We start from the raw sequence: 24,552 nt of genomic DNA, 5'->3' as shown, positions 1-24,552 counted from the left end.
CCATCACCTAAAAACAGGATACAACAATGAACGACAGTGAATTTCATCGCCTGGCTGACCAACTGTGGCTAACCATTGAAGAACACCTGGACGACTGGGATGGCGACAGCGATATCGACTGCGAAATCAACGGCGGCGTACTGACCATTACCTTTGAAAATGGCAGCAAAATCATTATCAACCGCCAGGAACCACTGCATCAGGTGTGGCTGGCGACTAAACAGGGCGGCTACCACTTTGATCTGAAAGGCGACGAGTGGATTTGCGATCGCAGCGGCGAAACCTTCTGGGATTTGCTGGAACAGGCGGCGACGCAGCAGGCGGGAGAGACGGTGAGCTTCCGTTAAGATTTCATGCCGGATAAGCCTCGCTTTCCGGCATACTCATCACGAAAAATACTGCTGTAACAGCGGCGTGTCATTATCCTGATTGGCTGGCGGCATGTTGCCGATAGATTTGGTACGGAACGGAATGACCTGTTCGCGACCATCGACCTTCACAATCTGATAGAACTGCGGCAGGTTGAAGTTGATGAAACTGGAGCCGTAAGTGAAACGGTCGTGCGATGACGAGTAGAAGCGGCTGACGTCACGCACCAGCTCCTCTTTGCTACCTTCGCAGTGGTGATACACCTCAACCCGATTGCTTTCATCGAGAATGTAGATATTAAAGCCGTTCTCATCGTGCGTTTCTTCGAAGAAGAACTGAATGATCCCTTCGCTGGCAAAGCCATCCACTACTGCTGGTAATTTGACGTGATTGGTCTCAACCTGCACTGACAAACCATGCAGTTTGTTATGCGAAATAGCGCCATAAAACTCGATAGCATTTTCCAGTTTCTGCACAGACACATTCAGGCGTTCGAAGAACAAGCCCCAGGTTTGACCAGAAACACGCAGCGCCTTGAAGCGCCCGGTTTCCTGGCGAGTGCTGGAAAGACGCAGTTCGATACACTCAGAAACCAGTTGTTGCACGCGAGTACGGATTAATCCGCGCAGATGCTGGCTATAACAGAAGACTTCTACGCTATCAGGCGGCGCGGCATCCTGATGCATTTTGCCGAGGATGGTTTTCAGGGCTTCAATCATCGACTGCTCGCCGTTGAAATGTAGCGTGCGCACTTCGTTCCATGAATTGCGATACAACAGGTCAACACTACCCACTAGGCATTTTTGCTCTTCGCCAAAGCTGAAGACATCCAGCTTACGGAAATCGAAATGTACTACCTGATTACGAAACGCTGTCGTCGGGTCATATTCCAGGTTGACGATAATCGCCAGATGGCGGATCTCACAGGGGCTGTAGAGCGCCTTCGGCGTCGGCGCAGGTAAACGCAACGGGAAATGGTGCGACACATCAGCCACCATCTCCTGCAACTTAGGCAGATCGACAATGCCGTTGCCTTTAATAAACAGATGCGTCCGTGATGTCAGCAAGCCATTAAACCACGCCCAGGCCACCAGCTTATTCAGATAGCGGTTATATTCCAGCGGCTGATGACTGATGATCGACTCGATTGTCGGCGCACGGTTATACAGATACCAACCTGAACGGTTGGCACGACCCGGCGGCACATAAATAAAGGTCAGGTTTGGCTCGGACAGATCCGGTGAAATCTGCGGGTTTACCAGCGTCACTTTCCCCGGTAATGCTTCAAACGCAGCGTACAGTTTACGCGTCAGCACGCCGATATCCTGCGGGCTGGCGGAAACGCTAAGGTTATTGCGACGGGCAAAGCGGATCAGATTACGGTAGCTCTGCATCATCGCATCAAGCAACTCGTTGTGCGCTTCACGCACCTGATCAATCTTCCAGTTGGCGCGATTATCGAGCATCGCCAGACGGGCTTCGTCCCATCCCCACTCTTTGACCAGTTGGCTTAATACTTCACGACGCCAGCCTACGCAAGCGCGTTCGCGGCTGAGTTTTTCGCACACTTTTAAATAGAAGCAGCGACGCACTAAATCCAGACGGGTGAAATCTTCAATTGCCGTCAGATATTCAGTAACGCGCTCCAGCATCATGCAGTAAGGATCGAGACCAAATGACACTATCTCGCCATCGTGCAAACGCTGTTTGATATCTTTCGCCAGCAGGCGTGGGTCTGGATATTCCCAAGAATAAGCTTCCAGCAGCAGTGTTTTCAGCACCGCTTTGTACGGAGAATCGATGCTTTTGTAGAGTTGCCAAAGGCTGGCGCCAAAGTACTCTTCAGCGGAAAGCGAGCTTAAGCCACCGAGATCCAGCCATTCATTAGGCGTGAGCACGCCCTGCGCGTAGAGCGTCATTACGTAGTCATCGTAATGCTCCTCTTCGTCGCACGGCACCATATTCCACAGAATACGCTTACCAGCGAGACGCACGGCGGTACGATAAAATTCGTCAAGCAGCAGTATATGCTGGGTAGAGCCACAATCTTCGCCCCCCAGACTACCACTTTCATTATGGCGGAAACGGTTTTCATCAATCAGGAAGAAGCTGACTTCCACGCCCAGCGAGGCGGCCCAACTTTCCAACAGGCTGCATTTACGTTGTAGTAACTGGCGCTCTTCGCTATCGAGCCAGGATTGATGGCAGACCCAGATATCCAGGTCGGAGGAACAGCTTTGCCCTATAGACGAGGTGCTGCCCATGGTGTATACGCCAGTAATCGGAAGCTCGCCTTTTGGCGGATCCTGTACTGACATTCCACGATACAGTTCCAGTTCGTTTAGGTAGTGGCGTTGGGTTTCATCAGGCGTGTAAAGGCAAATGCCTCTGGGAACATTACCATCAAGGTAACCCGGCATTAGCGGATGGTGATAGTGCAACAATGTCGGCAGCAGACTGTAGACCTGTTGGAATGCAGGCCCCATAGCAGCAAGCGCGCGATCCACGCGCAATTGATTTATGGCATCCAGTCTCTGTTTCAGAGTCTCAATATAGAGGTACAAGACGTATCGCCTGATTTGCTACCCGTCATATCTGTGATTCCGCCAACATCAACGGAAACACGCGGCATTCGGGATATTTCGTATGTCAAAGGTAACCGTACCACTTTCCGCGCCTGGTTTTTTTAGTTTCACGACGAAAAAATGGTCTAAAACGTGATCAATTTAACACCTTGCCGGTTGACCGTAAAGAAAGATGCGCTACATACAAGTGTAGCACCGTTTATTCTCTGTAAATTCCGTATTACGACAGCTTGAAGCGCCTGTCAGGAACCAGCGCCTGGCTACATTTTACGTTTTGCACAGGCATCGACGTTTCACCACAACACTGACATCGCTCCGGCAAGGATGTTAGGATGGACCATGGATGATAATGACGGTAACAAGCATGTTAGACAATGTTTTAAGAATTGCCACACGCCAAAGCCCACTTGCACTCTGGCAGGCACATTATGTCAAAGACAAATTGATGGCGAGCCATCCAGGGCTGGTGGTTGAACTGGTGCCGATGGTAACGCGCGGCGATGTGATTCTTGATACGCCGCTGGCGAAGGTTGGCGGAAAAGGCTTATTTGTGAAAGAGCTGGAGGTCGCGCTCCTGGAAAACCGTGCCGATATCGCCGTGCATTCAATGAAAGATGTGCCGGTTGAATTTCCGCAAGGACTGGGGCTGGTCACCATTTGCGAGCGCGAAGATCCTCGCGATGCCTTTGTTTCCAATAACTATGACAGTCTGGATGCGTTACCCGCAGGCAGCATCGTCGGAACTTCCAGCTTACGCCGCCAGTGCCAACTGGCTGAACGCCGTCCGGATCTCATTATCCGTTCTCTGCGCGGCAATGTCGGTACTCGTCTGAGTAAACTGGATAATGGCGAATACGATGCCATTATTCTTGCCGTAGCTGGCTTAAAACGTTTAGGACTGGAGTCTCGCATTCGTGCTGCGCTGCCGCCTGAAATTTCTCTTCCAGCAGTAGGACAAGGTGCTGTAGGCATTGAATGCCGCCTTGATGATTCGCGCACCCGCGAGGTACTCGCCGCGCTGAATCACCACGAAACTGCGCTACGCGTCACCGCCGAACGCGCCATGAATACCCGCCTCGAAGGCGGTTGTCAGGTGCCGATTGGTAGCTATGCCGAACTTATCAATGGCGAAATCTGGCTGCGTGCGCTGGTTGGCGCACCGGACGGTTCGCAGATTATTCGCGGTGAGCGCCGTGGTTCGCCGCAGGATGCCGAGCAAATGGGCATTTCGCTGGCGGAAGAGCTACTGAATAACGGCGCGCGCGAGATCCTCGCCGAAGTCTACAGCGGAGATGCGCCAGCATGAGTATCCTGGTCACCCGCCCATCTCCCGCAGGAGAAGAGTTAGTGAGCCGTCTGCGCGCACTGGGACAGGTGGCCTGGCATTTTCCGCTGATTGAGTTTTCTCCGGGTCGGCAACTGCCACAACTTGCCGACCAGTTGGCGGCACTGAGCGAAGGCGATCTGGTATTTGCCCTTTCGCAACATGCCGTTGCTTTTGCACAGTCACAGCTGCATCAGCAAGGTCTCAAGTGGCCCGCCCTACCCGATTATTTCGCCATTGGTCGCACTACCGCACTGGCGCTGCATACCGTGAGCGGACACGAAGTTCGTTATCCGCAGGATCGGGAAATCAGCGAAGTCTTGCTACAATTACCTGAATTACAAAATATTGCAGGCAAACGTGCGCTAATTTTACGTGGCAACGGCGGTCGTGAGCTGATCGGGGATACCCTGACGGCACGCGGTGCTGAAGTCATTTTTTGCGAATGTTATCAACGATGCGCCATTCATTACGATGGTGCAGAAGAAGCGATGCGCTGGCAGTCTCGCGAAGTGACAACTGTCGTTGTTACCAGCGGTGAAATGCTGCAACAGCTCTGGTCGCTGATTCCACGATGGTATCGTGAGCACTGGTTACTACGCTGTCGACTACTGGTCGTCAGCGAGCGTCTGGCGAAACTCGCCCGGGAACTGGGCTGGCAAGATATTAAGGTCGCCGATAACGCAGACAACGATGCGCTTTTACGGGCATTACAATAACTCTCATAACAGGAAGCCATAATGACGGAACAAGAAAAAACCTCCGCCGTGGTTGAAGAGACCAGGGAGGTCGTGGACACCACGCCACAATCTGTCACAGTAGAAAAAAAGAGTAATAACAGTACTGCTCTAATTTTAAGTGCGGTGGCTATCGCTATTGCTCTGGCTGCAGGTGTCGGTTTGTATGGCTGGGGTAAACAACAGGCCGTCAGTCAGACGGCCACCAGCGATGTTCTGGCTAACCAACTCGCGGCTCTGCAAAAAGCCCAAGAGAGCCAAAAAACCGAGCTGGAAAGCATCATAAAACAACAGGCTACGCAGTTAGAGCAAGCAAATCGTCAGCAGGAAACGCTGGCCAAAAAGCTGGATGAAGTTCAACAAAAGGTCGCCACTATTTCAGGTAGTGACGCCAAAACCTGGCTGCTGGCGCAGGCTGATTTCTTGGTGAAGCTCGCCGGACGTAAATTGTGGAGCGATCAGGACGTCACTACCGCTGCGGCATTGCTGAAAAGCGCAGACGCCAGTCTGGCGGATATGAATGACCCGAGTCTGATTACCGTTCGCCGGGCAATTACCGATGATATCGCCAGCCTTTCTGCGGTCTCACAGGTAGATTATGACGGCATCATCCTCAAGCTGAATCAGCTTTCTAATCAGGTTGATAACCTGCGTCTGGCCGATAATGATAGCGACGGTTCGCCGATGGATTCCGATGGTGAAGAGCTTTCCAGCTCCATCAGCGAATGGCGCATCAATCTGCAAAAAAGCTGGCAGAACTTTATGGACAACTTCATTACGATTCGCCGTCGTGATGACACCGCCGTACCGCTGTTAGCGCCGAATCAGGATATCTATCTGCGCGAAAATATTCGCTCTCGCCTGCTGGTCGCTGCACAAGCTGTGCCACGTCATCAGCAAGAGACTTACCGCCAGGCGCTGGAGAACGTCTCCACCTGGGTACGTGCTTACTACGATACTGACGATGCCACCACCAAAGCGTTCCTCGACGAGGTGGATCAGTTAAGTCAGCAAAATATCTCGATGGATCTCCCGGAAACCCTGCAAAGCCAGGCAATGCTGGAAAAACTGATGCAGACTCGCGTGCGCAATCTGCTGGCGCAACCAGTAACACCAGTCGCGGAGGCTGCACCTGCACCGCAAGCTGATACACCGGCAGCCGCGCCGCAAGGAGAATAACCATGCTAAAAGTGTTATTGCTCTTTGTGTTGCTGATTGCAGGCATCGTCGTCGGCCCAATGATTGCCGGACACCAGGGTTACGTGCTGATCCAAACGGATAACTACAATATCGAAACCAGCGTCACGGGACTGGCAATCATTTTGATTCTGGCGATGGTGGTGCTGTTTGCTATCGAATGGTTACTGCGACGGATTTTCCGCACAGGCGCACACACTCGCGGTTGGTTTGTCGGCCGTAAGCGTCGCCGCGCGCGTAAACAGACCGAGCAGGCGCTGCTGAAACTGGCGGAAGGCGATTATCAGCAAGTCGAAAAGCTGATGGCGAAAAATGCCGATCATGCTGAGCAACCCGTAGTGAACTATTTGCTGGCTGCCGAAGCCGCGCAACAGCGTGGTGATGAATCGCGCGCCAATCAGCATCTGGAACGCGCGGCAGAACTGGCGGGCAATGATACTATTCCGGTAGAAATCGCCCGCGTTCGCCTGCAACTGGCGCGTAATGAAAACCATGCGGCACGCCACGGCGTGGATAAGTTGTTGGAAGTAACGCCACGCCATCCAGAAGTATTACGTCTGGCTGAACAGGCTTATATCCGCACGGGCGCATGGAGTTCGCTACTGGACATCATCCCATCAATGGCGAAAGCTCACGTTAGCGATGAAGAACACCGCACAGCACTGGAACAACAGGCATGGATTGGCCTGATGGATCAGGCGCGGGCTGATGACGGTAGTGAAGGCTTGCGTAACTGGTGGAAAAATCAAAGCCGGAAAACGCGTCATCAGGTGGCGTTGCAGGTGGCAATGGCGGAACACCTTATTGAATGTGATGACCATGACACCGCCCAGCAAATTATCATCGACGGCCTGAAACACCAGTATGACGATCGTTTGCTACTGCCGATCCCACGCCTGAAAACCAACAATCCAGAACAACTGGAAAAAGTGCTGCGCCAACAGATCAAAAACGTGGGCGATCGCCCGCTGTTATGGAGCACATTGGGTCAGTCGCTGATGAAGCATGGCGAATGGCAGGAAGCATCCCTCGCCTTCCGCGCGGCGCTGAAACAACGCCCGGACGCTTATGATTATGCATGGCTTGCCGACGTGCTGGACAGACTGCACAAACCGGAAGAAGCCGCCGCGATGCGCCGAGACGGTTTAATGCTAACGTTACAGAATAACCCGCCGCAGTAATCCTTTCTCACCTGGAGGCACAGAGCCTCCGGTCCTTTCCTGAAGGGATAAAAAAACGCCTGCTCTTATTACGGAGCAGGCGTTAAAACAGGTCTGTATGACAACAAGTGGGTGCTTCACTCAACGTTGTGTCCATGGTGTCTGATGAGGCAAAAGCGACATCTGTCAGTGGACGATAAGCACCGTAAACGGCTCTGCGTCATTCCGGAGTTTATGAGGCACTAAGGCGAACATAAGAAATGGAATGAGCATCTACTCAACCATTATGCCATACAGGACAAGGAAATAACATCCTTTAATACTTGTTATGAGATAATTCTGCACCCTGTTTTCATTCACTTGCAATAATTACATTGGTGAATGTTATCTCAAATCTGGCAGCCTTTGCCCATATATTTCATGAATAATTAAAGTCGTTAAATAGGCAATATAAATATTAATTGAATTCAAAATCAAAACAGCATCAATAATCAATATTATATAATAAACCAGCCTTACATATCCGCCACGCTGGAGGTAGGATTTAAAATGCTCTCCTGATATTCATATTTATTTCCACGGTATATAAATAATATATTTCCATAAATTATTTATATAATTATTTTATCAGGGAGAGGGATCTCAATTATCAATGCTTAATTACGTCGTCGTTTTGATGACAGGAAACCGGAGCATTTCGCATGGAAATTTCTTTTTCACCCAAACTTCTTGTTATTGCTGTTGCCACTGCTATTCCCCTTATGGCCAGTGCAGCAGATACCCCGTCAACTGCCACCGCACGCAAAGGCTTTGCCGGATACGATCACCCAAATCAATATCTGGTTAAACCGGCAACCCAAATTGCCGATAATATGATGCCAGTAATGCAGCACCCGGCGCAGGATAAAGAAACCCAGCAGAAACTGGCAGAACTTGAGAAAAAAACCAGCAAGAAACCGAACGTGGTTGTTTTCTTGCTGGACGATGTGGGCTGGATGGACGTTGGCTTTAACGGCGGCGGCGTGGCGGTGGGTAATCCAACGCCAGACATTGACGCCGTTGCCAGCCAGGGGCTGATTTTAACGTCTGCTTATTCACAACCCAGTTCTTCACCAACCCGCGCAACGATTCTCACTGGACAGTATTCCATCCACCACGGCATTTTGATGCCGCCGATGTACGGACAACCTGGCGGTCTGCAAGGGTTAACGACACTACCGCAACTGCTGCATGATCAAGGCTATGTCACCCAAGCCATCGGGAAATGGCACATGGGGGAAAACAAAGAGTCGCAGCCGCAGAACGTCGGCTTCGATGATTTCCGTGGCTTCAACTCAGTGTCCGATATGTATACCGAATGGCGCGATGTTCACGTAAATCCGGAAGTCGCCCTGAGCCCGGATCGTTCTGAATACATCAAACAATTACCGTTCAGCAAAGATGACGTTCATGCCGTGCGCGGCGGTGAGCAAAAAGCCATTGCCGACATTACGCCGAAATATATGGAAGATCTGGATCAACGCTGGATGAAATATGGCGTTAATTTCCTCGATAAAATGGCAAAAAGCGACAAACCTTTTTTCCTCTATTACGGCACTCGCGGCTGTCACTTTGATAACTACCCGAACGCAAAATATGCGGGAAGCTCTCCGGCGCGCACCTCTTACGGCGACTGTATGGTTGAGATGAACGATGTGTTCGCCAACCTGTATAAAGCACTGGAGAAAAACGGTCAGCTCGATAACACGCTGATTATCTTTACCTCCGATAATGGCCCGGAAGCCGAAGTGCCGCCACACGGTCGCACACCGTTCCGTGGCTCTAAAGGTTCGACCTGGGAAGGCGGCGTCCGCGTACCGACTTTCGTGTACTGGAAAGGCATGATCCAGCCGCGTAAATCTGACGGTATTGTCGATCTGGCGGATATTTTCCCAACCGCGCTGGATCTGGCGGGTCATCCTGGGGCGAAAGTGGCAAATTTAGTGCCGAAAACCACCTTTATCGATGGCGTGGATCAGACTTCTTTCTTCCTCGGAACAAACGGTCAGTCCAATCGTAAAGCCGAGCACTATTTCCTGAATGGTCAACTTGCTGCCGTGCGTATGGATGAGTTCAAATATCATGTTCTCATTCAGCAGCCATATGCCTATACCCAGAGTGGATATCAGGGAGGATTCACCGGTACGGTAATGCAAACGGCGGGCTCTGCGGTGTTTAATCTCTATACCGATCCGCAGGAAAGCGACTCCATCGGCGTGCGACATATTCCGATGGGAGTACCGCTACAGACCGAAATGCATGCGTATATGGAGATCCTGAAAAAATATCCGCCACGTGCGCAGATTAAATCTGACTAAGCCGCTACCTTTGCCGGATGCGATGCTGATGCAGCTTATCCAGCCTACAGAACGCTGCAATTTATTGAATCTGCACGATCATGTAGGCCGCAGCGGCCTCCAAATGGCCGCTTTTTACTTACTCACCACCATCAAATGTGCCTGCATAATGTCGCTGGCCGGGCGGCCGTGCGCCAGCAAATCAGCCATTGCTTTAAGATATGGCGGTAGATGGCGGAAATAACGCTGATACCCGGTACATAAATAATTCAGCCCCGGTTTGCCGCTGGTATCGAGCATAAAGCGGTGTTTCGGGCAACCTCCCCAGCACGCTTTTAACACGTTGCAACTTCGACACTGCGCCGGCAACTGCTTAAATTTATCTTCACCGAACGCCTGCTGTTGCGGGGAATCGATCATTTCTGCAACTGTCTGCTGAAGCATATTCCCCAGTCGATATTGTGGATAAACATAGTGATCGCAGGCGTAAACATCGCCGTTGTGCTCAATAATCACCGAGCGCCCACAGGTCGGCTGATGATGGCAAACTGCGCCCGGCGCACCGACAAAATTGGCAAACGCCCATTCGATATTCATCACGAAAATCTTGCCGACGTCGCGTTTGATCCAGTGGTCGAAAATCGCCACCAGAAATTCACCAAATTCATCGGGGCGCACCGACCATTCCGTCAGTTCCCCCTGAATATCACCAGGCGCATGTAGTTTCAGTCCATCGCGGGCAGCTGTTTCATCAGCCAGGCGCTCGACCACCGGAATAAACTGGATGAATTCGACTCCCGCATCGCACAAAAAATCATAAACCTGTAACGGTTGCTGCGCGCTGGTGCGGTTGACGCAGGCCAGAACGTTATAATCAACGTGATATTTTTGCAGTAGTTTAAGTGCGCGCATCACCAGCTTATGCGTTGGTCTGCCGCCTTTGGTCACGCGATATTGATTATGGATCTCAGCCGGACCATCCAGCGATAAACCGACCAGGAAATGATTTTCTGCCAGAAATGCACACCATTCATCATCGAGCAGCACGCCGTTAGTCTGGAAGCTGTTACTTACCTTCCTGCCAGCACCATATTTCGCCTGTAGCGCCACTGCACGGCGGTAAAAATCCAGCCCGAGTAACGTTGGTTCGCCGCCCTGCCAGGTAAAAGCCACTTCGTTTTGGGGTTCGCTGGCAGCGATATAGTGAAGGACATACGCTTCAAGCGTGTCATCGTCCATATGCGTGACAGGTTGTTCGCGGTAAAGGGATTGTTTTTCGAGATAAAAACAGTAGTCACAGTTCAGATTACAATCGGAACCGCTCGGTTTCGCCATTACGTGAAAAGCACGCGTTGGAACCTGTTGCAGCATGGTTGCTCCTTGCCTGAAGTCGTCCTTCGATGAAGTTAAGGGCGAAATAATACCGTTTGGCAATGATTAACTACGGGCGTTTATTGCGAAGGGTGAGTGATGGAATGCACAGAAAACAAAAAACCCCGCCGAAGCGGGGTTCAAAATTGGTCGGCGAGAGAGGATTCGAACCTCCGACCCACTGGTCCCAAACCAGTTGCGCTACCAAGCTGCGCTACTCGCCGAAATACTGCTTTTTGAATTTTTAGTTCAATTCTTTAAAGTCGTGGTGCGAGGGGGGGGACTTGAACCCCCACGTCCGTAAGGACACTAACACCTGAAGCTAGCGCGTCTACCAATTCCGCCACCTTCGCCCAGTGCGAGCAATATCAACGTGGTTTTTGGTGCGAGGGGGGGGACTTGAACCCCCACGTCCGTAAGGACACTAACACCTGAAGCTAGCGCGTCTACCAATTCCGCCACCTTCGCATTGTCACAACTTCTAATAATGGGGTGGCTAATGGGATTCGAACCCACGACAACTGGAATCACAATCCAGGGCTCTACCAACTGAGCTATAGCCACCACTACAAATCTTGTTACGCGGTATTACTACCACCGCAGCTCAAGCGCCGGGACTAAATGGCGCGCCCGACAGGATTCGAACCTGAGACCTCTGCCTCCGGAGGGCAGCGCTCTATCCAGCTGAGCTACGGGCGCTTAGCGCCGTTGCGGGGGTGGATAATACGGACTTCCCACCCCTCTGTCTAGTCCCTTTTTAAATAAAATGCGCGTTTGGTTACGGTTTGTGCATTTTGCTGCTTATTCCTCCAGTTTATGCACTTTACCGTGGCGATTAAGGCCAAAAACTTTATAAATCGCCGTCACCGCCAGCATAAAGATGATGCCGACAAACAGCGACATACGCGTATCTTCATTAAAGTACATGCCGATCAAAACGCAAATCAGGAATGCCATTGTTACGTAGTTGGCCCACGGGAACAGGATTGAGCGGAACGGATGGCTGGCAATCGCCGCTTTATGTGCACGCCGAAAACGCAGCTGGCTTATCAATATCACAAACCATGGCACCATCCCCGGAAGCACGCTGGCACTGTAGACGTAGACAAACACACGCTGCGGATTGGGAATGATGTAGTTCAGGCATGAGCCAATTAGCAGAATAGCAATAGATACTGCCACACCCGCAACTGGTACGCCGTGACGGGAAACTTTCGCCATCGCCGCCGGTAACTGACGGTTTTTCGCCAGTGCGTAGAGCATACGTCCGCAACTGTACATGCCGCTGTTACAGCCAGAGAGCGCAGCCGTCAGCACAACAAAGTTGATAATGCCCGCCGCTGCGGTAATACCGATTTTGGCAAAAGTCAGTACGAACGGACTACCGTTGCTGCCAATTTCATTCCACGGGAAGATGGTGACGATAACGAAAATCGCACCTACGTAGAAAATCAGGATCCGCCACAGCACTTTGCCTACCGCGCTGCGCAGCGTCACCTGCGGATTCTTCGCTTCACCGGCGGTGATGCCAATCAGCTCCACGCCCTGGTAGGACGCCACCACGATACACAGCGCGGTCAGGAACCCTTTCCAGCCACCCGCAAAGAAACCGCCATGCTCTGTGAGATTGCTAAAACCAATCGACTGCCCGCCATTACCAAAGCCAAAGAAAATCACGCCCAGGCCAATGACGATCATCACGATGATTGTGGTGACTTTGATCATCGCGAACCAGAACTCGATTTCGCCGTACAACCGCACCGCCGCCAGATTCGCCAACGCCACCAGCGCCACCGCGATCAATGCCGGTATCCATTGCGCCATCTCCGGGAACCAGAACTGGACGTAGACGCCGATGGCGGTAATTTCTGAAATCCCCACAGCCATCCACATAAACCAGTAAGACCAGGCGGTAAGATAGCCAAAGAACGGGCTCATATAACGATGCGCGTAAACGGCGAACGAACCGGTAACCGGTTCGAGGAACAACATTTCGCCCATTGAACGCATGATAAAAAAGACGAACAGCCCGGCGATGATATAGGCCAACAATACGGATGGCCCTGCCCATTTCAGGGTACTGGCAGCCCCCATAAACAAGCCAACGCCAATGGTGCCCCCCAGGGCGATGAGTTCGATATGTCGAGCTTCCAGCCCACGCTGTAGCTCTGGTTTGTTATCTGCCATAAATCCTCGTGTTGTGTTTGCATGTTTTTCCGGTGTTACCGGTTATCGTTATGGGTACATCGAGTGTTGCGAATGTTTTCGTAATTTAGAAGAAATGGCAAATGAAGCATTAAAAATTTGAATGCTTTGTGTAATAAAACAGCAGGCAGGCGACGGAGTGACCACTCCGTCGCTTTACAGAAAGGAAAATTAGAGGTTACCGGTGTAGTGCCAGCGTAAATAGCGCAGTAAACGGAGCTGGCGTTTAATGCGGCTTGGCTGCGAAAGCAGGCGATAGAGCCACTCCAGCCCCAGTTTTTGCCAGATTTTCGGTGCGCGTTTCACATGACCAGCAAAGACATCGTAAGTCCCGCCAACGCCCATATACAGCGCATCTGGATGCACCAGACGGCAGTCACGCATGAAGATCTCCTGCTTGGGAGATCCCATCGCAACGGTGACGATTTGCGCTCCACTGGCATTAATGCGTTCAAACAGCGCCTGACGCTGCTCGGGTTTAAAATAACCATCCTGACTACCAACGATATTCACATTCCACTGGTTGCGCAGTTTAGCTTCAGTTTGCGCCAGCACTTCAGGTTTACCGCCAACAAGAAATACTGGCGTCCCTTCTTTTCCTGCGCGCGCCATCAGCTCTTCCCAGAGATCGGCTCCGGCAACGCGGGAAACCTGTGCCTGTGGGTACTTTTTCCGTACCGAACGCACAACGCTAATACCATCGGCATATTTAAATTCGGCAGCGTTAATTAACTCCCTGACCTCGGCGTTATCTTCAATGGTCAGCATTTTTTCGGCATTAATGGCAACCAGCGTTCCCTGCTTAAGCTGCCCGTCAGCGAACAGATAATCGAGGGCGTGCTGCATATCACGCCAACCGATCAACGGTAAGCCACGTAGCGTATAGGTCGGTGCCGTGGTGTTGTTATTCATTGTTATCCTTCAACCCGCGTCCGGAGCGATGATTTTGTGCGTTTATGAATGAGTCCGGCGCTTTCAAAAAGCCAGTACAACAGTTTTGCGATCATCAGACATGCGCCGAAGACCACGATAAAAAAGACCACGCGTGAGACAAACGAATCCAGCCCTTCGCGCGCCAGTACGATCATATTAAAGATCGCCCCGAAGCAGAAACTGTGCAATATCGCGGCCTTATAACGGTTGGTTTCGCGGTTGCCCAGCTCATACAGCCAGTCGAACCATTTAATGATCAGTCCAACTACAATCGCCCCCAGAGGAATAAACAGCGCGCCGCCCATAACAACCAGTGAACCAATAAGCGTAGGCGAGATTGCCAGGCCGGAGTGATTGTTCAGCACTTCCCAGGTGAAATAGTTGGCAGAATTCAGCACCATGCTCGGGCGTCCCGGCCACAACCAGGAAGGAATAAAGACATAGAAATCGCGGACAATCGGCGCCAGCCCCTGGAAGTCAATGTTGTCGTAGTTCTGCAACAGCAACGCCAGATTCTCCCACGGCGAGAAGGTGTCGCGGGTGAGATAGAGAAACGTATAGAACGCCTCATCGCCGCTAACGTTCATTCCATAGCGTTTAAGCGCCAGCCAGAACATGCCAACAATCCCCAGCACGCCTGCCGCCGCCAGCATCCACAACGAAATCCAGCCGCGAATAATGCCAATAAACAGGAAGATAGCGAATGCGATGATGATATTGGCGCGAGTACCGCCGACAATCATATAAGTCAGCAAGCCAAATGCGACCGTGCTGACGAGGAAAAACAGCCACGCTTTGCTGTCCTGGCGCAGAAAGTAGACCACCAGCATCGCCGGGATGAAAAAGTAAAAGAAGCGTTTTAGCGCCACGCCGGAGACTTCACTGGAGAAGATCTGGCTGTAGGAGTTAAGCCGGAACAGCAAAAAACCGTTGTGCATGAAGAAGATGCCGACGCTTACCAGCGCGATGCCCATCAGGATCACCCACGTAAGATTGGTCTCCACGCGGTTCATGGTAAACAGCGGACGGCGCGGTACAACAGCAACGCGTTTGCGTAGGCGGGTTTTGTAGGTGACATAGTAAACCGCGTAGAAACAGCCCGCAGAAAGCAACGCCTGCAACAAGATTTCTGGCGGCGCGACACCAACATCAAAGCGAAATACCAGCACGCTGGTCAGCGGGAAGCCGAAGAAAAAGGTGAGCAAAAACAGCAATGAGAAGAAGACATTGAAGTTAAAGCGCACACGGCGAAACTCAAACCAGGTCAGCGTGGCAATAAACAGCGTGCAGAGCAGCCAGACAACAAACAGGCCACTGAATTGCAGCAGACTCATGCAACCTCCCCGGCGGCAATAGCCAACGCCCGCTGCCAGCCTTGCAGATAGTTCGGGCTAAAGAAGGCAATGGTGTTTTTATCCACCGACGCCAACTGGCGCTGCGCTTCACGCACAATATCCTCGTTGAGATCGTCGGTAGTAAACAGCACCGGTAAATGCTGTTCCGTCATATCCTGCCAGAACGGATTTTCTCGGTTAAGTACGCAGGGAATGCCTGCCTGAATCAGCAAACACAGAGTACCAATGCCCTGCTGGCGGGCAAAAATAAAGTAGCCGAGATCGCACTGGCGAAGTAGCGCCAGATAGGCGTCAAAATCCAGTTTTTCGCTCAGAATTTGCAGATTTTCTTCGCTGAACAGTTTCAGTCCTGCCTGACGAACTTCGTTAATATACGCATCGTTATTGGGCGGATATCCCATCGGCACCACCACTTTTACCGTATCGCCAAACTGCTGATGAACAGCATTTAAGGCGGCGATGTGTTCATTGCTACGATCGCCGGAGTTCCCCACCAGAATGGTCATTTTCCCTTCACGTTGCCGATCGTTCGCCATCGTATTGAGAGAAGGATCCATTCGGGTTGGGAAGTAAATCAATTCGCCCCGCACCTTAGGATGCGTTTTAGCAAAAAAGCTCAAATCACCGCGAGTGGCAAATACGCAGCCAACTCGCTTTTGTGCCAGTCGGCGGACAGGATAGAAAAGTTTGAATTTCAGCCCGCTGGAAACCTCATAGAGATCTGCACCCCAGATATGCCAGTAAAACTGGCTGGGTTTGATACCACCACTCAGCAACGCCAGCCATAGCGCGGTGTTGAACTGACCGTGGAAGAAAAATCGCTGCTGGCGGTTAGCTTTCGCCTTTGCGATGACCGCTTCTGCCAGGGATTTTTTACCAGGGTAAAATTGCACAGAAAGCGCCGGACAGCTGTCACTTAAGCCGTCGTCCTTGCCAGCAACCATAAACTCGCGCGCGTGCTCGCTCGTCGCGGCCAGCGCGTCGTTGAAAAACCGTAGAACGGTTTGGTTATGGTGAGGGATATCCGATCCCAGTACGTGAATCAGTACAGTCATGCCCGCCTACGCCAGAGTAAAAACACGCCACAACAAAGAGAGAAATAGACGATATAAGTTGCCATATAAGCCTGCGCCGCGCCCAGAGCACCATGCGCAGGGATCAACCAGTGGGCAAATACCATCAACAAAGTGAACTGGCTGACTTCCGCCAGAATATAAAACCGCAGCGATGCTTTGGCGATCACCAGATAACCAAAGACATAAGCGCCCACTTTCAATACATCGCCTACCAACTGCCAGGCAAAGAGATCGCGCATGGCGGTAAATTTATTCGACAACAACAGCCAGATAGCAAAATCACGCAGCAGCCAGACGGTAAAACTCGCCGCCGCCACTGCCGGTAAGACGAATTTCAGCGATTTAACCACTTCCTGGGTGATATCGCGCTTTTCCGTTAGCCGCGACAACGTGGGCAGCAAATATACGCTGAACGATGCCGTAATAAATTGCAGGTAGGCATCGGAAATACTGCTCACCCCTTGCCAGATCCCCACTTCATCCCAGCTGTATTGCGCCGCCAGCAGTTTACGCATCATGATGTAAGCAACGGGCAAGGTCACCGACGTAATCAGCGCCATGAGCGTGAACTTACTCAACTGCCCAGCCAGACCATTATCCCAGCAGGGTTTCAGATAGCTTAACGGGATTGCACCACGCTTAATTAACATGATGACGGCAGGAATCACCACCAGCGCAGGAATCAACGCCAGACCCAGCAACGCGCCTTCATAACCGCCCAAACGGTAACTGACGTAATAGGCGATAACGCCAATCAAGCTGCCGACAATCAGCGATAACGCATTACCTGCGGCATCGCGAAAGCCTTTCATCAACGCCAGCAACAGGTTGCCCCAGGCGATCCCCATTTGCACCAACGCCACTAAACGCACCAGCCCCTGATAGTCGGTATTACCAAACAATCCCTGGCTGATTGGCGCAGCTGCCAGCACAAAAACCAGCGCCATCAGCGTGGAGAAGCCAAGCACCATCGCGGATGAAGTACCGACCACTCGGCGCAACTGCTGCGGATTATCATGGTACTGGGCAACGTATTTGGTTACGCCGTTAAAGATGCCCGCCCCAGCAAGCACGCCGAGCACGGTAATCAACTGGCGGAAATTTGCCGCCAGTCCCAGCCCAGCCGGACCAAATGATACCGCCAGCAACTTACCGACCAGTAATCCGGCGCCAATCTTGACCAGCGTACTGGCCGCCGTCCATAAGGACGCTTTTGCCAGCGACATATCAGGAGAAGTAGTTCAACAAGGTCGCAATTACCGTGCGTTGATTGACGGGCGACAAATTGTAGAACAGAGGAAGGCGCAGCAGGCGCTCGCTCTCTTTGGTGGTGTAGCGATCTTCGCCGTGGAACTCACCAAAGCGTTCACCCGCAGGGCTTGCGTGTAGCGGAATATAATGGAACACCGCCATAATTTCCGCTTCTTTCAGGAAGTTAATCAATGCGCTCCGGTCATCATTATCCCGCAGCTTAATGTAGAACATATGCGCGTTCTGCACGCAGCCATCTGGAATCGACGGCAATTCGATACGCCCGGCTTTCGCCAGAGGTGCTAACGCATCGTAGTAGTTTTGCCACAACGCCAGACGTTGCTGGTTGATACGTTCGGCGGCTTCCAGTTGCGCCCACAGGTACGCAGCTTGCAGATCGGACATCAGATAGCTGGAACCAATATCACGCCAGGTATATTTATCGACCTGACCACGGAAGAACTGGCTGCGGTTAGTGCCTTTTTCACGGATGATCTCGGCACGTTCAATCAACGCTTTATCGTTAATCAGCGTCGCACCACCTTCACCGCCCGCCGTGTAGTTTTTGGTTTCATGGAAGCTAAAGCAGCCAATATGACCAATGGTTCCCAGCGCACGCCCTTTGTAAGTGGACATCACGCCCTGCGCGGCATCTTCCACCACAAACAAGTTATGCTTTTTCGCCAGCGCCATAATGGTGTCCATTTCACAGGCCACGCCCGCGTAATGTACCGGCACGATAACGCGCGTTTTGTCGGTGATCGCCGATTCAATAAGCGTTTCGTCGATGTTCATGGTGTCCGGGCGGACATCCACAAAGACGATTTTTGCTCCACGCAACACGAAGGCGTTGGCGGTGGAGACAAAGGTGTAGCTCGGCATGATCACTTCATCGCCCGGCTGGATATCGAGCAGCAACGCCGCCATCTCCAGCGAAGCGGTGCAGGACGGCGTCAGCAGCACTTTGGCACTACCAAAACGTTGCTCCAGCCACTGCTGGCAGCGACGGGTAAAACCGCCATCGCCGCACAGTTTGCCGCTACCCATTGCCGACTGCATATAGTCGAGTTCGGTTCCTACCACCGGCGGTGCGTTAAATGGAATCATGTGCTCACCTGTATAACCAGTACGCGGTGCTTTCTACATTCGCACCACTTTGTATGTATCGTTTAAGCGCGGCGGTGTTGCCCATCTGGGTCGCCACCCGCAATGTTTTTTTACCGCGAGCATACGCCCAGTTTAGCGCCGCTTGCATCAGCTGTGCACCGGAGCCACGGCCTGCCAGCAAGCCAATGCGCGCGTCAGTGGCATTCAACTCTCGTAGAGAAACATAGCCACAAATATCACCAGACGCTGAGCGTAAAATCAGGCATTGATGATCAAAAGTGCCGCGTACGGCGTTTTCAATCCACTGCGCATAAAAGCGGCCACTGGCGTCAGGCGCATACCACGGCGCACGAAAACGGCTTTGCGCAAATGCCTCACTGGCTAACTGGCGTAGCACTGGAATATCTGTCTCTTGTGCCACTTCTGCGTCGCTATCACTTGCGTTGTTCACGGGCAGTACCAAATCAACTTCACCTTCAACCAGTAAGAATCCCAGTTGTTGCAAGGCATCCAGCTCATCGGTATTTGATGCAGCAATTTTGGCCTGCACCCGTGACCACGGCGCTAAGGCGTCTGACGTCAGGAGTGGCGCGTCAGGACTAATGCGCACAATGGCGCTGTTGACACCAAAGAAGGTGTTTTCCCAGGTTAGTGGTTCAATTCTGGCGCGAATGGGCATTGTGTGACTCCCTCAAAACAGTCATTCACTGTAATCAGCGCCAGACCCCTTTGGTATCCACGACATACTGCTGTTTAACATGTTCGCCGCTGATGGCTTTGAACTGACTGTGATCGACCAGCATCACCAGCACATCTGCCGTTGCCAGCGCGTCGTCAAGCTGCGCCAGAGTGCAAAGCCCGGTCAGTTTTTTCGGCAACTGGTGAATATTCGGTTCAACAACCAGCGTTTCACCACTGTGCCATTGAGCGATCAGCTCAGCGATTTCCATTGCCGGACTTTCGCGTAGATCATCAATATTCGGTTTAAACGCCAGACCAAAGCAGGCAATTTTCAGCTCGCTGGCGCGTTTATCCGTAGCAGCCAGGCAATCAGCTACCACCGCTTTGACCTGATCGATAACCCAGAAAGGTTTGTTGTCATTCACTTCGCGCGCGGTACGGATAAGCCGCGCCTGCTGCGGGTTCTGTGCCACGATAAACCACGGATCAACTGCAATACAGTGACCACCCACGCCAGGCCCAGGCTGAAGAATATTGACTCGTGGATGGCGATTCGCCAGGCGAACCAGTTCCCAGACATTAATCCCCTGATCGGCACAAATCAGCGATAGTTCGTTAGCAAAAGCAATATTCACATCGCGGAAGCTGTTTTCAGTCAGCTTACACATTTCTGCCGTCCGCGAGTTAGTGACGACACACTCACCTTCGAGGAAAATTTTGTACAGTTCGCTGGCGCGCGCAGAACAAACCGGTGTCATACCGCCAATCACACGGTCATTTTTAATCAACTCGACCATCACCTGCCCCGGCAACACGCGTTCCGGGCAGTAGGCAATATTCACGTCCGCCTGCTCGCCCACTTGCTGCGGGAAAGTCAGATCTGGACGCATCTCTGCTAACCATTCTGCCATCTTCTCAGTTGAGCCCACCGGCGAGGTGGACTCAAGGATCACCAGCGCGCCTTTTTTCAGTACTGGCGCAATGGAGCGGGCAGCCGATTCGACGTAAGTCATATCCGGTTCATGATCGCCTTTAAACGGCGTAGGTACAGCAATCAGCCAGGCATCCGCCTCAACCGGCGTTGTGCTCGCTCGTAAAAAACCACCTTCTACGGCAGTTTTTACCACACTCGCCAAATCAGGCTCGACGATATGGATTTCGCCACGATTGATGGTATCAACCGCTTGTTGGTTGATATCGACACCAATCACCTGTTTTTGCCGGGAGGCAAACGCTGCCGCCGTCGGCAGCCCAATGTAACCCAGTCCAATGACAGAAATGGTCGCAAAACTCATAGTGATATCCGATTATTTTTTAACGCTTCCAAAATGCGAGAGCATGCCTGACCATCACCATACGGGTTATGGGCGCGGCTCATAGTTTGATATTCATTTTCGTCTTTTAAAAGACGCGTCACTTCCTCGACAATTCGTTGCTTATCCGTGCCGACCAGACGCACCGTACCCGCAGTCACCGCTTCCGGACGTTCAGTGGTATCGCGCATCACCAGCACCGGTTTACCCAGTGAAGGCGCTTCTTCCTGAATACCGCCAGAGTCAGTCAAAATCAACCAGGCGTGGTTCATCAGCCAGACAAACGGTAAATACTCCTGGGGATCGATCAGAATGACATTTTTCACATGCCCCAGAATGCGGTTTACCGGTTCTCTGACGTTCGGGTTGAGATGTACCGGATAGACAATCTGGATGTCCTGATGAGTGGTGGCGATTTCTGCCAGTGCGTGGCAAATTTCTTCAAAACCACGACCGAAGCTCTCACGTCTGTGACCGGTCACCAGAATCATCTTCTTATTGGGGTCGATAAACGGGTAATTTTCCGCCAGTTCAGAACGCAGCGTATCGCTGCTCATCACCTGGTCGCGCACCCACAGCAAGGCGTCGATAACGGTATTGCCGGTGATAAAGATTCGGCTATCAGCGACATTTTCACGCAGCAGGTTTTGCCGCGATGTTTCAGTAGGGGAGAAATGGTACATCGCCAGATGACCGGTCAGCGTGCGGTTAGCCTCTTCCGGCCAGGGTGAATAGAGATCGCCCGTACGCAGTCCAGCCTCTACGTGACCAACAGGAATACGCTGATAAAACGCCGCCAGACTGGTGGCCAGCGTCGTGGTGGTATCGCCGTGTACCAGCACCACGTCTGGTTTGAACTCGGCAAGAATAGGTTTTAATCCTTCAAGAATTCGACAGGTTATCTCTGTCAGGCCCTGCCCTGGCTGCATTATGTTGAGATCGTAGTCAGGTACAATGGAAAAGAGTTTCAGCACCTGATCGAGCATCTCCCGATGCTGCGCAGTGACGCAAACTTTAGCCTCAAAAAAAGGATCTTTTGCCAACGCATGCACCAGCGGCGCCATCTTGATGGCTTCCGGGCGCGTACCAAATACAGTCAGTACTTTCACATCGATTCTCTTTGAATAAGCGGCGAGCGCCTTTGCGCTCACCGCAGCTGTGTTGCTATTTCGAGCAACGGCGGGTTAATGCGACACCAGCCCCGATCAGCCCCCCGACAATGCCCCACATAATCATCAGGAAGGCACGACGTGGGCTATCGCGTTTTACCGGTTCTTCCGGCGTACGCAAATAGCGATAGGTCTGAAAACGCGGATCCAGGGTTGGACCTACATTAAGGGTGTTTAACATGGCCCGATTCTGATCATAGTCGAGATCAAAGGCCGGACCGACGGCCTGTAAATTTTCTAATCGCGCCTGCAGCATAGGGCGACCCAGCAAAAACATTTCTGAATCAGGCAATTCATCCGCAGGGACATCTGTCGCACTACGAGAAATATTATGTTGCTCGGCGATTTTGAGCGCCTGCTCAATGCTGTTTACCCGGCGGTCGTAGATCGCTTTCGCCACTTCTTCCTGACGCTTCACCTGGGCTTTCATTTGGATAGTGCGTGCTGCCCATGCGCCTTTCAGCTCATCATTCAGATGGCTGGCAGCGCGCTGACTGGCGAATGCGACATATTGACGCAGCAGATTATTGGCATCAGGGGCAGTTTCGGCAATCAATTTAACGTTATCATTGATTGCGCGGGTGAAATCACCGGGAATAAACTGGATGTTGTTGATCATTTCATCCAGCAGAGCCGCATCAGCTTTACTGTTACCGACCATCCGCTGTTTGTAATAATCCGTCTGCAGCCAGAAATCGCGACGGGTGTCCCACGACGCCAACTGCATAACAAATTCTTTATAGGCTTCGTCCATGACCGATGGTTGGTCGGCTGGAGCCATGTTCGAACGGACGTCCAGGTTACGCAAAAACTGCTGCTGCGAGTAGTATCCCCCCAGCATATTCACCGTTGGACGATCGGTAATCGCCGTCGCGCTCCACTCCTGGCGGGCGAAAAATGTATATGCCAGCGCAATTAACGCAAACGCCAGCCCCATGCCAATAATCCACAGCTTCCCAGCCCACAAGGTACGAAACAACCCACGAATATCCAGTTCATTTTCAGCGTCTTCGGCTGGTTTCCCAGGCATTGGTTGCGTCATTACATCCTCGTTTATTTGGTTAAGTTGGGGCTGCCACCACGGTTTCTGCGCAGTCGGCGTTTCACACGCTTAATAAAGCGAGCAACCTTCCAGGCGCGCTTAATGCAATAGCCATAGAGGAAGAATGCTAGCAAAAAGAGCACCAGCATGACCCATTCAGGGACAAAATGAGAATATTCTGCCAGCACGCCAATGGAGGCAAGCAGTGCAGCAGCAAGGGTAATCAGCACAAATGCCTGACGAGAAGTAAAGCCGGCGCGCATGATTAAATGATGAATGTGCTGGCGGTCAGGAGAGAACGGGCTCATGCCTTTACGCAGACGACGATACATAATTGCTACCATATCCATTAGCGGAATGGCGATTATCCATAATGCAGTCACCGGGCTAATCGGATGCGTTTTGCCCTGGGTGGTTTCCAGCAGGATCCAGATTACGGTAAAACCAATCAGTGTACTGCCCGCATCGCCCATAAAGACTTTATAGCGACGACCCAGAATACCGAGGTTGAGCATGATGTAAGGCAGGATGGCGGCGATCATCGCAAAGCACCAGATAGCGAGGCTGGTTTGCCCGTCGAACCACAAAATCATGCCAATTGCCGCAAATGAGACGCAGGATAAGCCGCCCAGCAAACCGTCAATGCCATCAACCATATTGAAAGCATTAATTGCCGCCCAGACTGCAAACAACGTCAGGAAATACCCAAACGGTCCGAGTACCATCTCCCAGTCGCCAAAAATATAGCCAAGGCTACTGAGATAAAGTTTGCCGAACACCATCATAATGATGCCAACAGCGGCCTGTATGGTGGCTCGGATTTTTACGCTGATATCAAAACGGTCATCTAGCGCACCAATGAACACCAGGACGCCAGCGCAAGCCAGGTAGAGAGATGCATGCGGAATGTAATAATCGACAATTCCGAACGTAAAGCAAATCCCTGCATAAACTGAAATACCCCCAACGAGCGGTATCAATCCCTGGTGACGTTTGCGGAAGTTAGGTTTATCCACTAAACCGACTTTTTTTGCTACCTTGCGGGCAAAAAACAGAAACAGTGTCGTGAATAAAAAAATACTGATGAGATCAGTACTCACTGTCAGTAAATTCACAATGCATGCTCTCAGAGAAAATTATTAGCAGAAGTATACCCACGAAGACCTTTATTCAGAAGGGAAACTACTTTCTGAACCAATCAGACTTGTGTAAAAACCAACCACTCGCGACGAAAATCGTATAAAACACCCGCAAAAACCAGGAATTTTCCCACTATCACAGGCATGCTGCTAAGATTACAGATATAAAAGCAAAACGCCACGTAAACACGTGGCGTTTTTA

The 24,552-nt window shown here is 51.7% G+C and carries 19 protein-coding genes and 5 tRNA genes; 6 read left to right on the top strand and 18 right to left on the bottom strand.

Features of this window, described 5'->3' with window-relative positions:
- Positions 1 to 26 precede the first annotated feature (26 nt).
- Positions 27 to 347: an iron donor protein CyaY gene (gene cyaY, locus WES_RS20510; protein ID WP_000999936.1), complete on the top strand. Its 321-nt coding sequence runs from the start codon at positions 27 to 29 to the stop codon at positions 345 to 347.
- Between the two features lie 39 nt (positions 348 to 386).
- Here the strand turns inward: cyaY and cyaA are convergent, their stop codons facing one another.
- Positions 387 to 2,933, bottom strand: a complete 2,547-nt coding sequence (gene cyaA / locus WES_RS20515; RefSeq protein ID WP_000281706.1) for a class I adenylate cyclase — start codon at positions 2,931 to 2,933, stop codon at positions 387 to 389.
- 385 nt (positions 2,934 to 3,318) lie between these two features.
- Here cyaA and hemC point away from each other — a divergent pair, with 385 nt between their 5' ends.
- From hemC to aslA, 5 genes are all read left to right on the top strand, one after another.
- A complete protein-coding gene (hemC, locus tag WES_RS20520; RefSeq protein ID WP_032147775.1) occupies positions 3,319 to 4,260 on the top strand; it encodes a hydroxymethylbilane synthase in 942 nt (313 codons plus the stop codon).
- On the top strand, positions 4,257 to 4,997 hold the full coding sequence (hemD, locus tag WES_RS20525) for a uroporphyrinogen-III synthase (protein ID WP_000026038.1): 741 nt from the start codon (positions 4,257 to 4,259) through the stop codon (positions 4,995 to 4,997). Before hemC ends, hemD begins: the two co-directional genes overlap by 4 nt.
- A gap of 21 nt (positions 4,998 to 5,018) precedes the next feature.
- On the top strand, positions 5,019 to 6,194 hold the full coding sequence (gene hemX, locus WES_RS20530) for a uroporphyrinogen-III C-methyltransferase (RefSeq protein WP_016158859.1): 1,176 nt from the start codon (positions 5,019 to 5,021) through the stop codon (positions 6,192 to 6,194).
- Between the two features lie 2 nt (positions 6,195 to 6,196).
- Positions 6,197 to 7,393 carry a protoheme IX biogenesis protein HemY gene (gene hemY / locus WES_RS20535; protein WP_016158858.1) on the top strand — a complete coding sequence of 399 codons (1,197 nt, stop codon included), beginning with the start codon at positions 6,197 to 6,199 and terminating at the stop codon, positions 7,391 to 7,393.
- A 680-nt stretch (positions 7,394 to 8,073) separates the two neighbouring features.
- The gene (gene aslA / locus WES_RS20540) at positions 8,074 to 9,729 is read left to right on the top strand and encodes an arylsulfatase AslA (RefSeq protein WP_016158857.1); all 1,656 of its coding nucleotides are present in this window, start codon (positions 8,074 to 8,076) and stop codon (positions 9,727 to 9,729) included.
- Positions 9,730 to 9,843: 114 nt separating this feature from the next.
- On the opposite strand, the gene WES_RS20545 is transcribed toward aslA, so the two are convergent.
- The 17 genes from WES_RS20545 to wecA all read right to left on the bottom strand — a co-directional run bounded on the left by WES_RS20545 (position 9,844) and on the right by wecA (position 24,326).
- Entirely contained in the window at positions 9,844 to 11,079 is a 1,236-nt protein-coding gene (locus tag WES_RS20545; RefSeq protein ID WP_016158856.1) for an anaerobic sulfatase maturase, read from the bottom strand.
- A 147-nt stretch (positions 11,080 to 11,226) separates the two neighbouring features.
- Positions 11,227 to 11,303 (bottom strand) — tRNA-Pro (locus tag WES_RS20550).
- A gap of 42 nt (positions 11,304 to 11,345) precedes the next feature.
- A tRNA-Leu gene (locus tag WES_RS20555) sits at positions 11,346 to 11,432 on the bottom strand.
- 28 nt (positions 11,433 to 11,460) lie between these two features.
- Positions 11,461 to 11,547 (bottom strand) — tRNA-Leu (locus WES_RS20560).
- A gap of 20 nt (positions 11,548 to 11,567) precedes the next feature.
- A tRNA-His gene (locus WES_RS20565) sits at positions 11,568 to 11,643 on the bottom strand.
- Positions 11,644 to 11,701: 58 nt separating this feature from the next.
- A tRNA-Arg gene (locus WES_RS20570) sits at positions 11,702 to 11,778 on the bottom strand.
- Positions 11,779 to 11,880: 102 nt separating this feature from the next.
- Positions 11,881 to 13,266: a bifunctional threonine/serine APC transporter ThrP gene (gene thrP, locus WES_RS20575; RefSeq protein ID WP_000774732.1), complete on the bottom strand. Its 1,386-nt coding sequence runs from the start codon at positions 13,264 to 13,266 to the stop codon at positions 11,881 to 11,883.
- Positions 13,267 to 13,455: 189 nt separating this feature from the next.
- Entirely contained in the window at positions 13,456 to 14,196 is a 741-nt protein-coding gene (gene wecG / locus WES_RS20580; protein WP_016158855.1) for a lipopolysaccharide N-acetylmannosaminouronosyltransferase, read from the bottom strand.
- Between the two features lie 2 nt (positions 14,197 to 14,198).
- The gene (gene wzyE, locus WES_RS20585) at positions 14,199 to 15,551 is read right to left on the bottom strand and encodes an ECA oligosaccharide polymerase (protein WP_016158854.1); all 1,353 of its coding nucleotides are present in this window, start codon (positions 15,549 to 15,551) and stop codon (positions 14,199 to 14,201) included.
- A complete protein-coding gene (rffT, locus tag WES_RS20590) occupies positions 15,548 to 16,627 on the bottom strand; it encodes a TDP-N-acetylfucosamine:lipid II N-acetylfucosaminyltransferase (protein ID WP_000217206.1) in 1,080 nt (359 codons plus the stop codon). The genes wzyE and rffT overlap by 4 nt, the downstream gene beginning before the upstream one ends.
- Positions 16,624 to 17,874 (bottom strand): lipid III flippase WzxE, encoded by a 1,251-nt coding sequence (gene wzxE / locus WES_RS20595; protein ID WP_016158853.1) that lies wholly within the window; start codon positions 17,872 to 17,874, stop codon positions 16,624 to 16,626. The genes rffT and wzxE overlap by 4 nt, the downstream gene beginning before the upstream one ends.
- A 1-nt stretch (position 17,875) precedes the next feature.
- Positions 17,876 to 19,006, bottom strand: coding sequence for a dTDP-4-amino-4,6-dideoxygalactose transaminase (rffA, locus tag WES_RS20600; RefSeq protein WP_000612064.1), 1,131 nt, complete (start codon positions 19,004 to 19,006; stop codon positions 17,876 to 17,878).
- 4 nt (positions 19,007 to 19,010) lie between these two features.
- Positions 19,011 to 19,685, bottom strand: a complete 675-nt coding sequence (gene rffC / locus WES_RS20605; protein WP_001122571.1) for a dTDP-4-amino-4,6-dideoxy-D-galactose acyltransferase — start codon at positions 19,683 to 19,685, stop codon at positions 19,011 to 19,013.
- Positions 19,686 to 19,719: 34 nt separating this feature from the next.
- Positions 19,720 to 20,982: a UDP-N-acetyl-D-mannosamine dehydrogenase gene (gene wecC, locus WES_RS20610; protein WP_000006633.1), complete on the bottom strand. Its 1,263-nt coding sequence runs from the start codon at positions 20,980 to 20,982 to the stop codon at positions 19,720 to 19,722.
- Complete coding sequence (gene wecB / locus WES_RS20615; RefSeq protein ID WP_010349832.1) at positions 20,979 to 22,109, bottom strand: non-hydrolyzing UDP-N-acetylglucosamine 2-epimerase; 1,131 nt, start codon at positions 22,107 to 22,109, stop codon at positions 20,979 to 20,981. The genes wecC and wecB overlap by 4 nt, the downstream gene beginning before the upstream one ends.
- Positions 22,110 to 22,164: 55 nt before the next feature.
- Positions 22,165 to 23,211, bottom strand: a complete 1,047-nt coding sequence (gene wzzE / locus WES_RS20620) for an ECA polysaccharide chain length modulation protein (protein WP_000193459.1) — start codon at positions 23,209 to 23,211, stop codon at positions 22,165 to 22,167.
- 11 nt (positions 23,212 to 23,222) lie between these two features.
- Positions 23,223 to 24,326, bottom strand: coding sequence for a UDP-N-acetylglucosamine--undecaprenyl-phosphate N-acetylglucosaminephosphotransferase (gene wecA, locus WES_RS20625; RefSeq protein WP_001050953.1), 1,104 nt, complete (start codon positions 24,324 to 24,326; stop codon positions 23,223 to 23,225).
- Between the last annotated feature and the right edge of the window lie 226 nt (positions 24,327 to 24,552).

The organism is Escherichia sp. KTE31, assembly GCF_000407925.1.
GTDB lineage: Bacteria > Pseudomonadota > Gammaproteobacteria > Enterobacterales > Enterobacteriaceae > Escherichia > Escherichia ruysiae.
Note: the sequence above shows the minus strand (reverse complement) of the source record. Positions and strands in the feature narration are given on the sequence as shown.

Bases quoted from the DNA above. Each gene is read 5' to 3' on its own strand.
- cyaY (WP_000999936.1), top strand. From the start codon at position 27: ATGAACGACAGTGAATTTCATCGCCTGGCTGACCAACTGTGGCTAACC.
- hemC (WP_032147775.1), top strand. From the start codon at position 3,319: ATGTTAGACAATGTTTTAAGAATTGCCACACGCCAAAGCCCACTTGCA.
- hemD (WP_000026038.1), top strand. From the start codon at position 4,257: ATGAGTATCCTGGTCACCCGCCCATCTCCCGCAGGAGAAGAGTTAGTG.
- hemX (WP_016158859.1), top strand. From the start codon at position 5,019: ATGACGGAACAAGAAAAAACCTCCGCCGTGGTTGAAGAGACCAGGGAG.
- hemY (WP_016158858.1), top strand. From the start codon at position 6,197: ATGCTAAAAGTGTTATTGCTCTTTGTGTTGCTGATTGCAGGCATCGTC.
- aslA (WP_016158857.1), top strand. From the start codon at position 8,074: ATGGAAATTTCTTTTTCACCCAAACTTCTTGTTATTGCTGTTGCCACT.
- WES_RS20545 (WP_016158856.1), bottom strand. From the start codon at position 11,079: ATGCTGCAACAGGTTCCAACGCGTGCTTTTCACGTAATGGCGAAACCG.
- thrP (WP_000774732.1), bottom strand. From the start codon at position 13,266: ATGGCAGATAACAAACCAGAGCTACAGCGTGGGCTGGAAGCTCGACAT.
- wecG (WP_016158855.1), bottom strand. From the start codon at position 14,196: ATGAATAACAACACCACGGCACCGACCTATACGCTACGTGGCTTACCG.
- wzyE (WP_016158854.1), bottom strand. From the start codon at position 15,551: ATGAGTCTGCTGCAATTCAGTGGCCTGTTTGTTGTCTGGCTGCTCTGC.
- rffT (WP_000217206.1), bottom strand. From the start codon at position 16,627: ATGACTGTACTGATTCACGTACTGGGATCGGATATCCCTCACCATAAC.
- wzxE (WP_016158853.1), bottom strand. From the start codon at position 17,874: ATGTCGCTGGCAAAAGCGTCCTTATGGACGGCGGCCAGTACGCTGGTC.
- rffA (WP_000612064.1), bottom strand. From the start codon at position 19,006: ATGATTCCATTTAACGCACCGCCGGTGGTAGGAACCGAACTCGACTAT.
- rffC (WP_001122571.1), bottom strand. From the start codon at position 19,685: ATGCCCATTCGCGCCAGAATTGAACCACTAACCTGGGAAAACACCTTC.
- wecC (WP_000006633.1), bottom strand. From the start codon at position 20,982: ATGAGTTTTGCGACCATTTCTGTCATTGGACTGGGTTACATTGGGCTG.
- wzzE (WP_000193459.1), bottom strand. From the start codon at position 23,211: ATGACGCAACCAATGCCTGGGAAACCAGCCGAAGACGCTGAAAATGAA.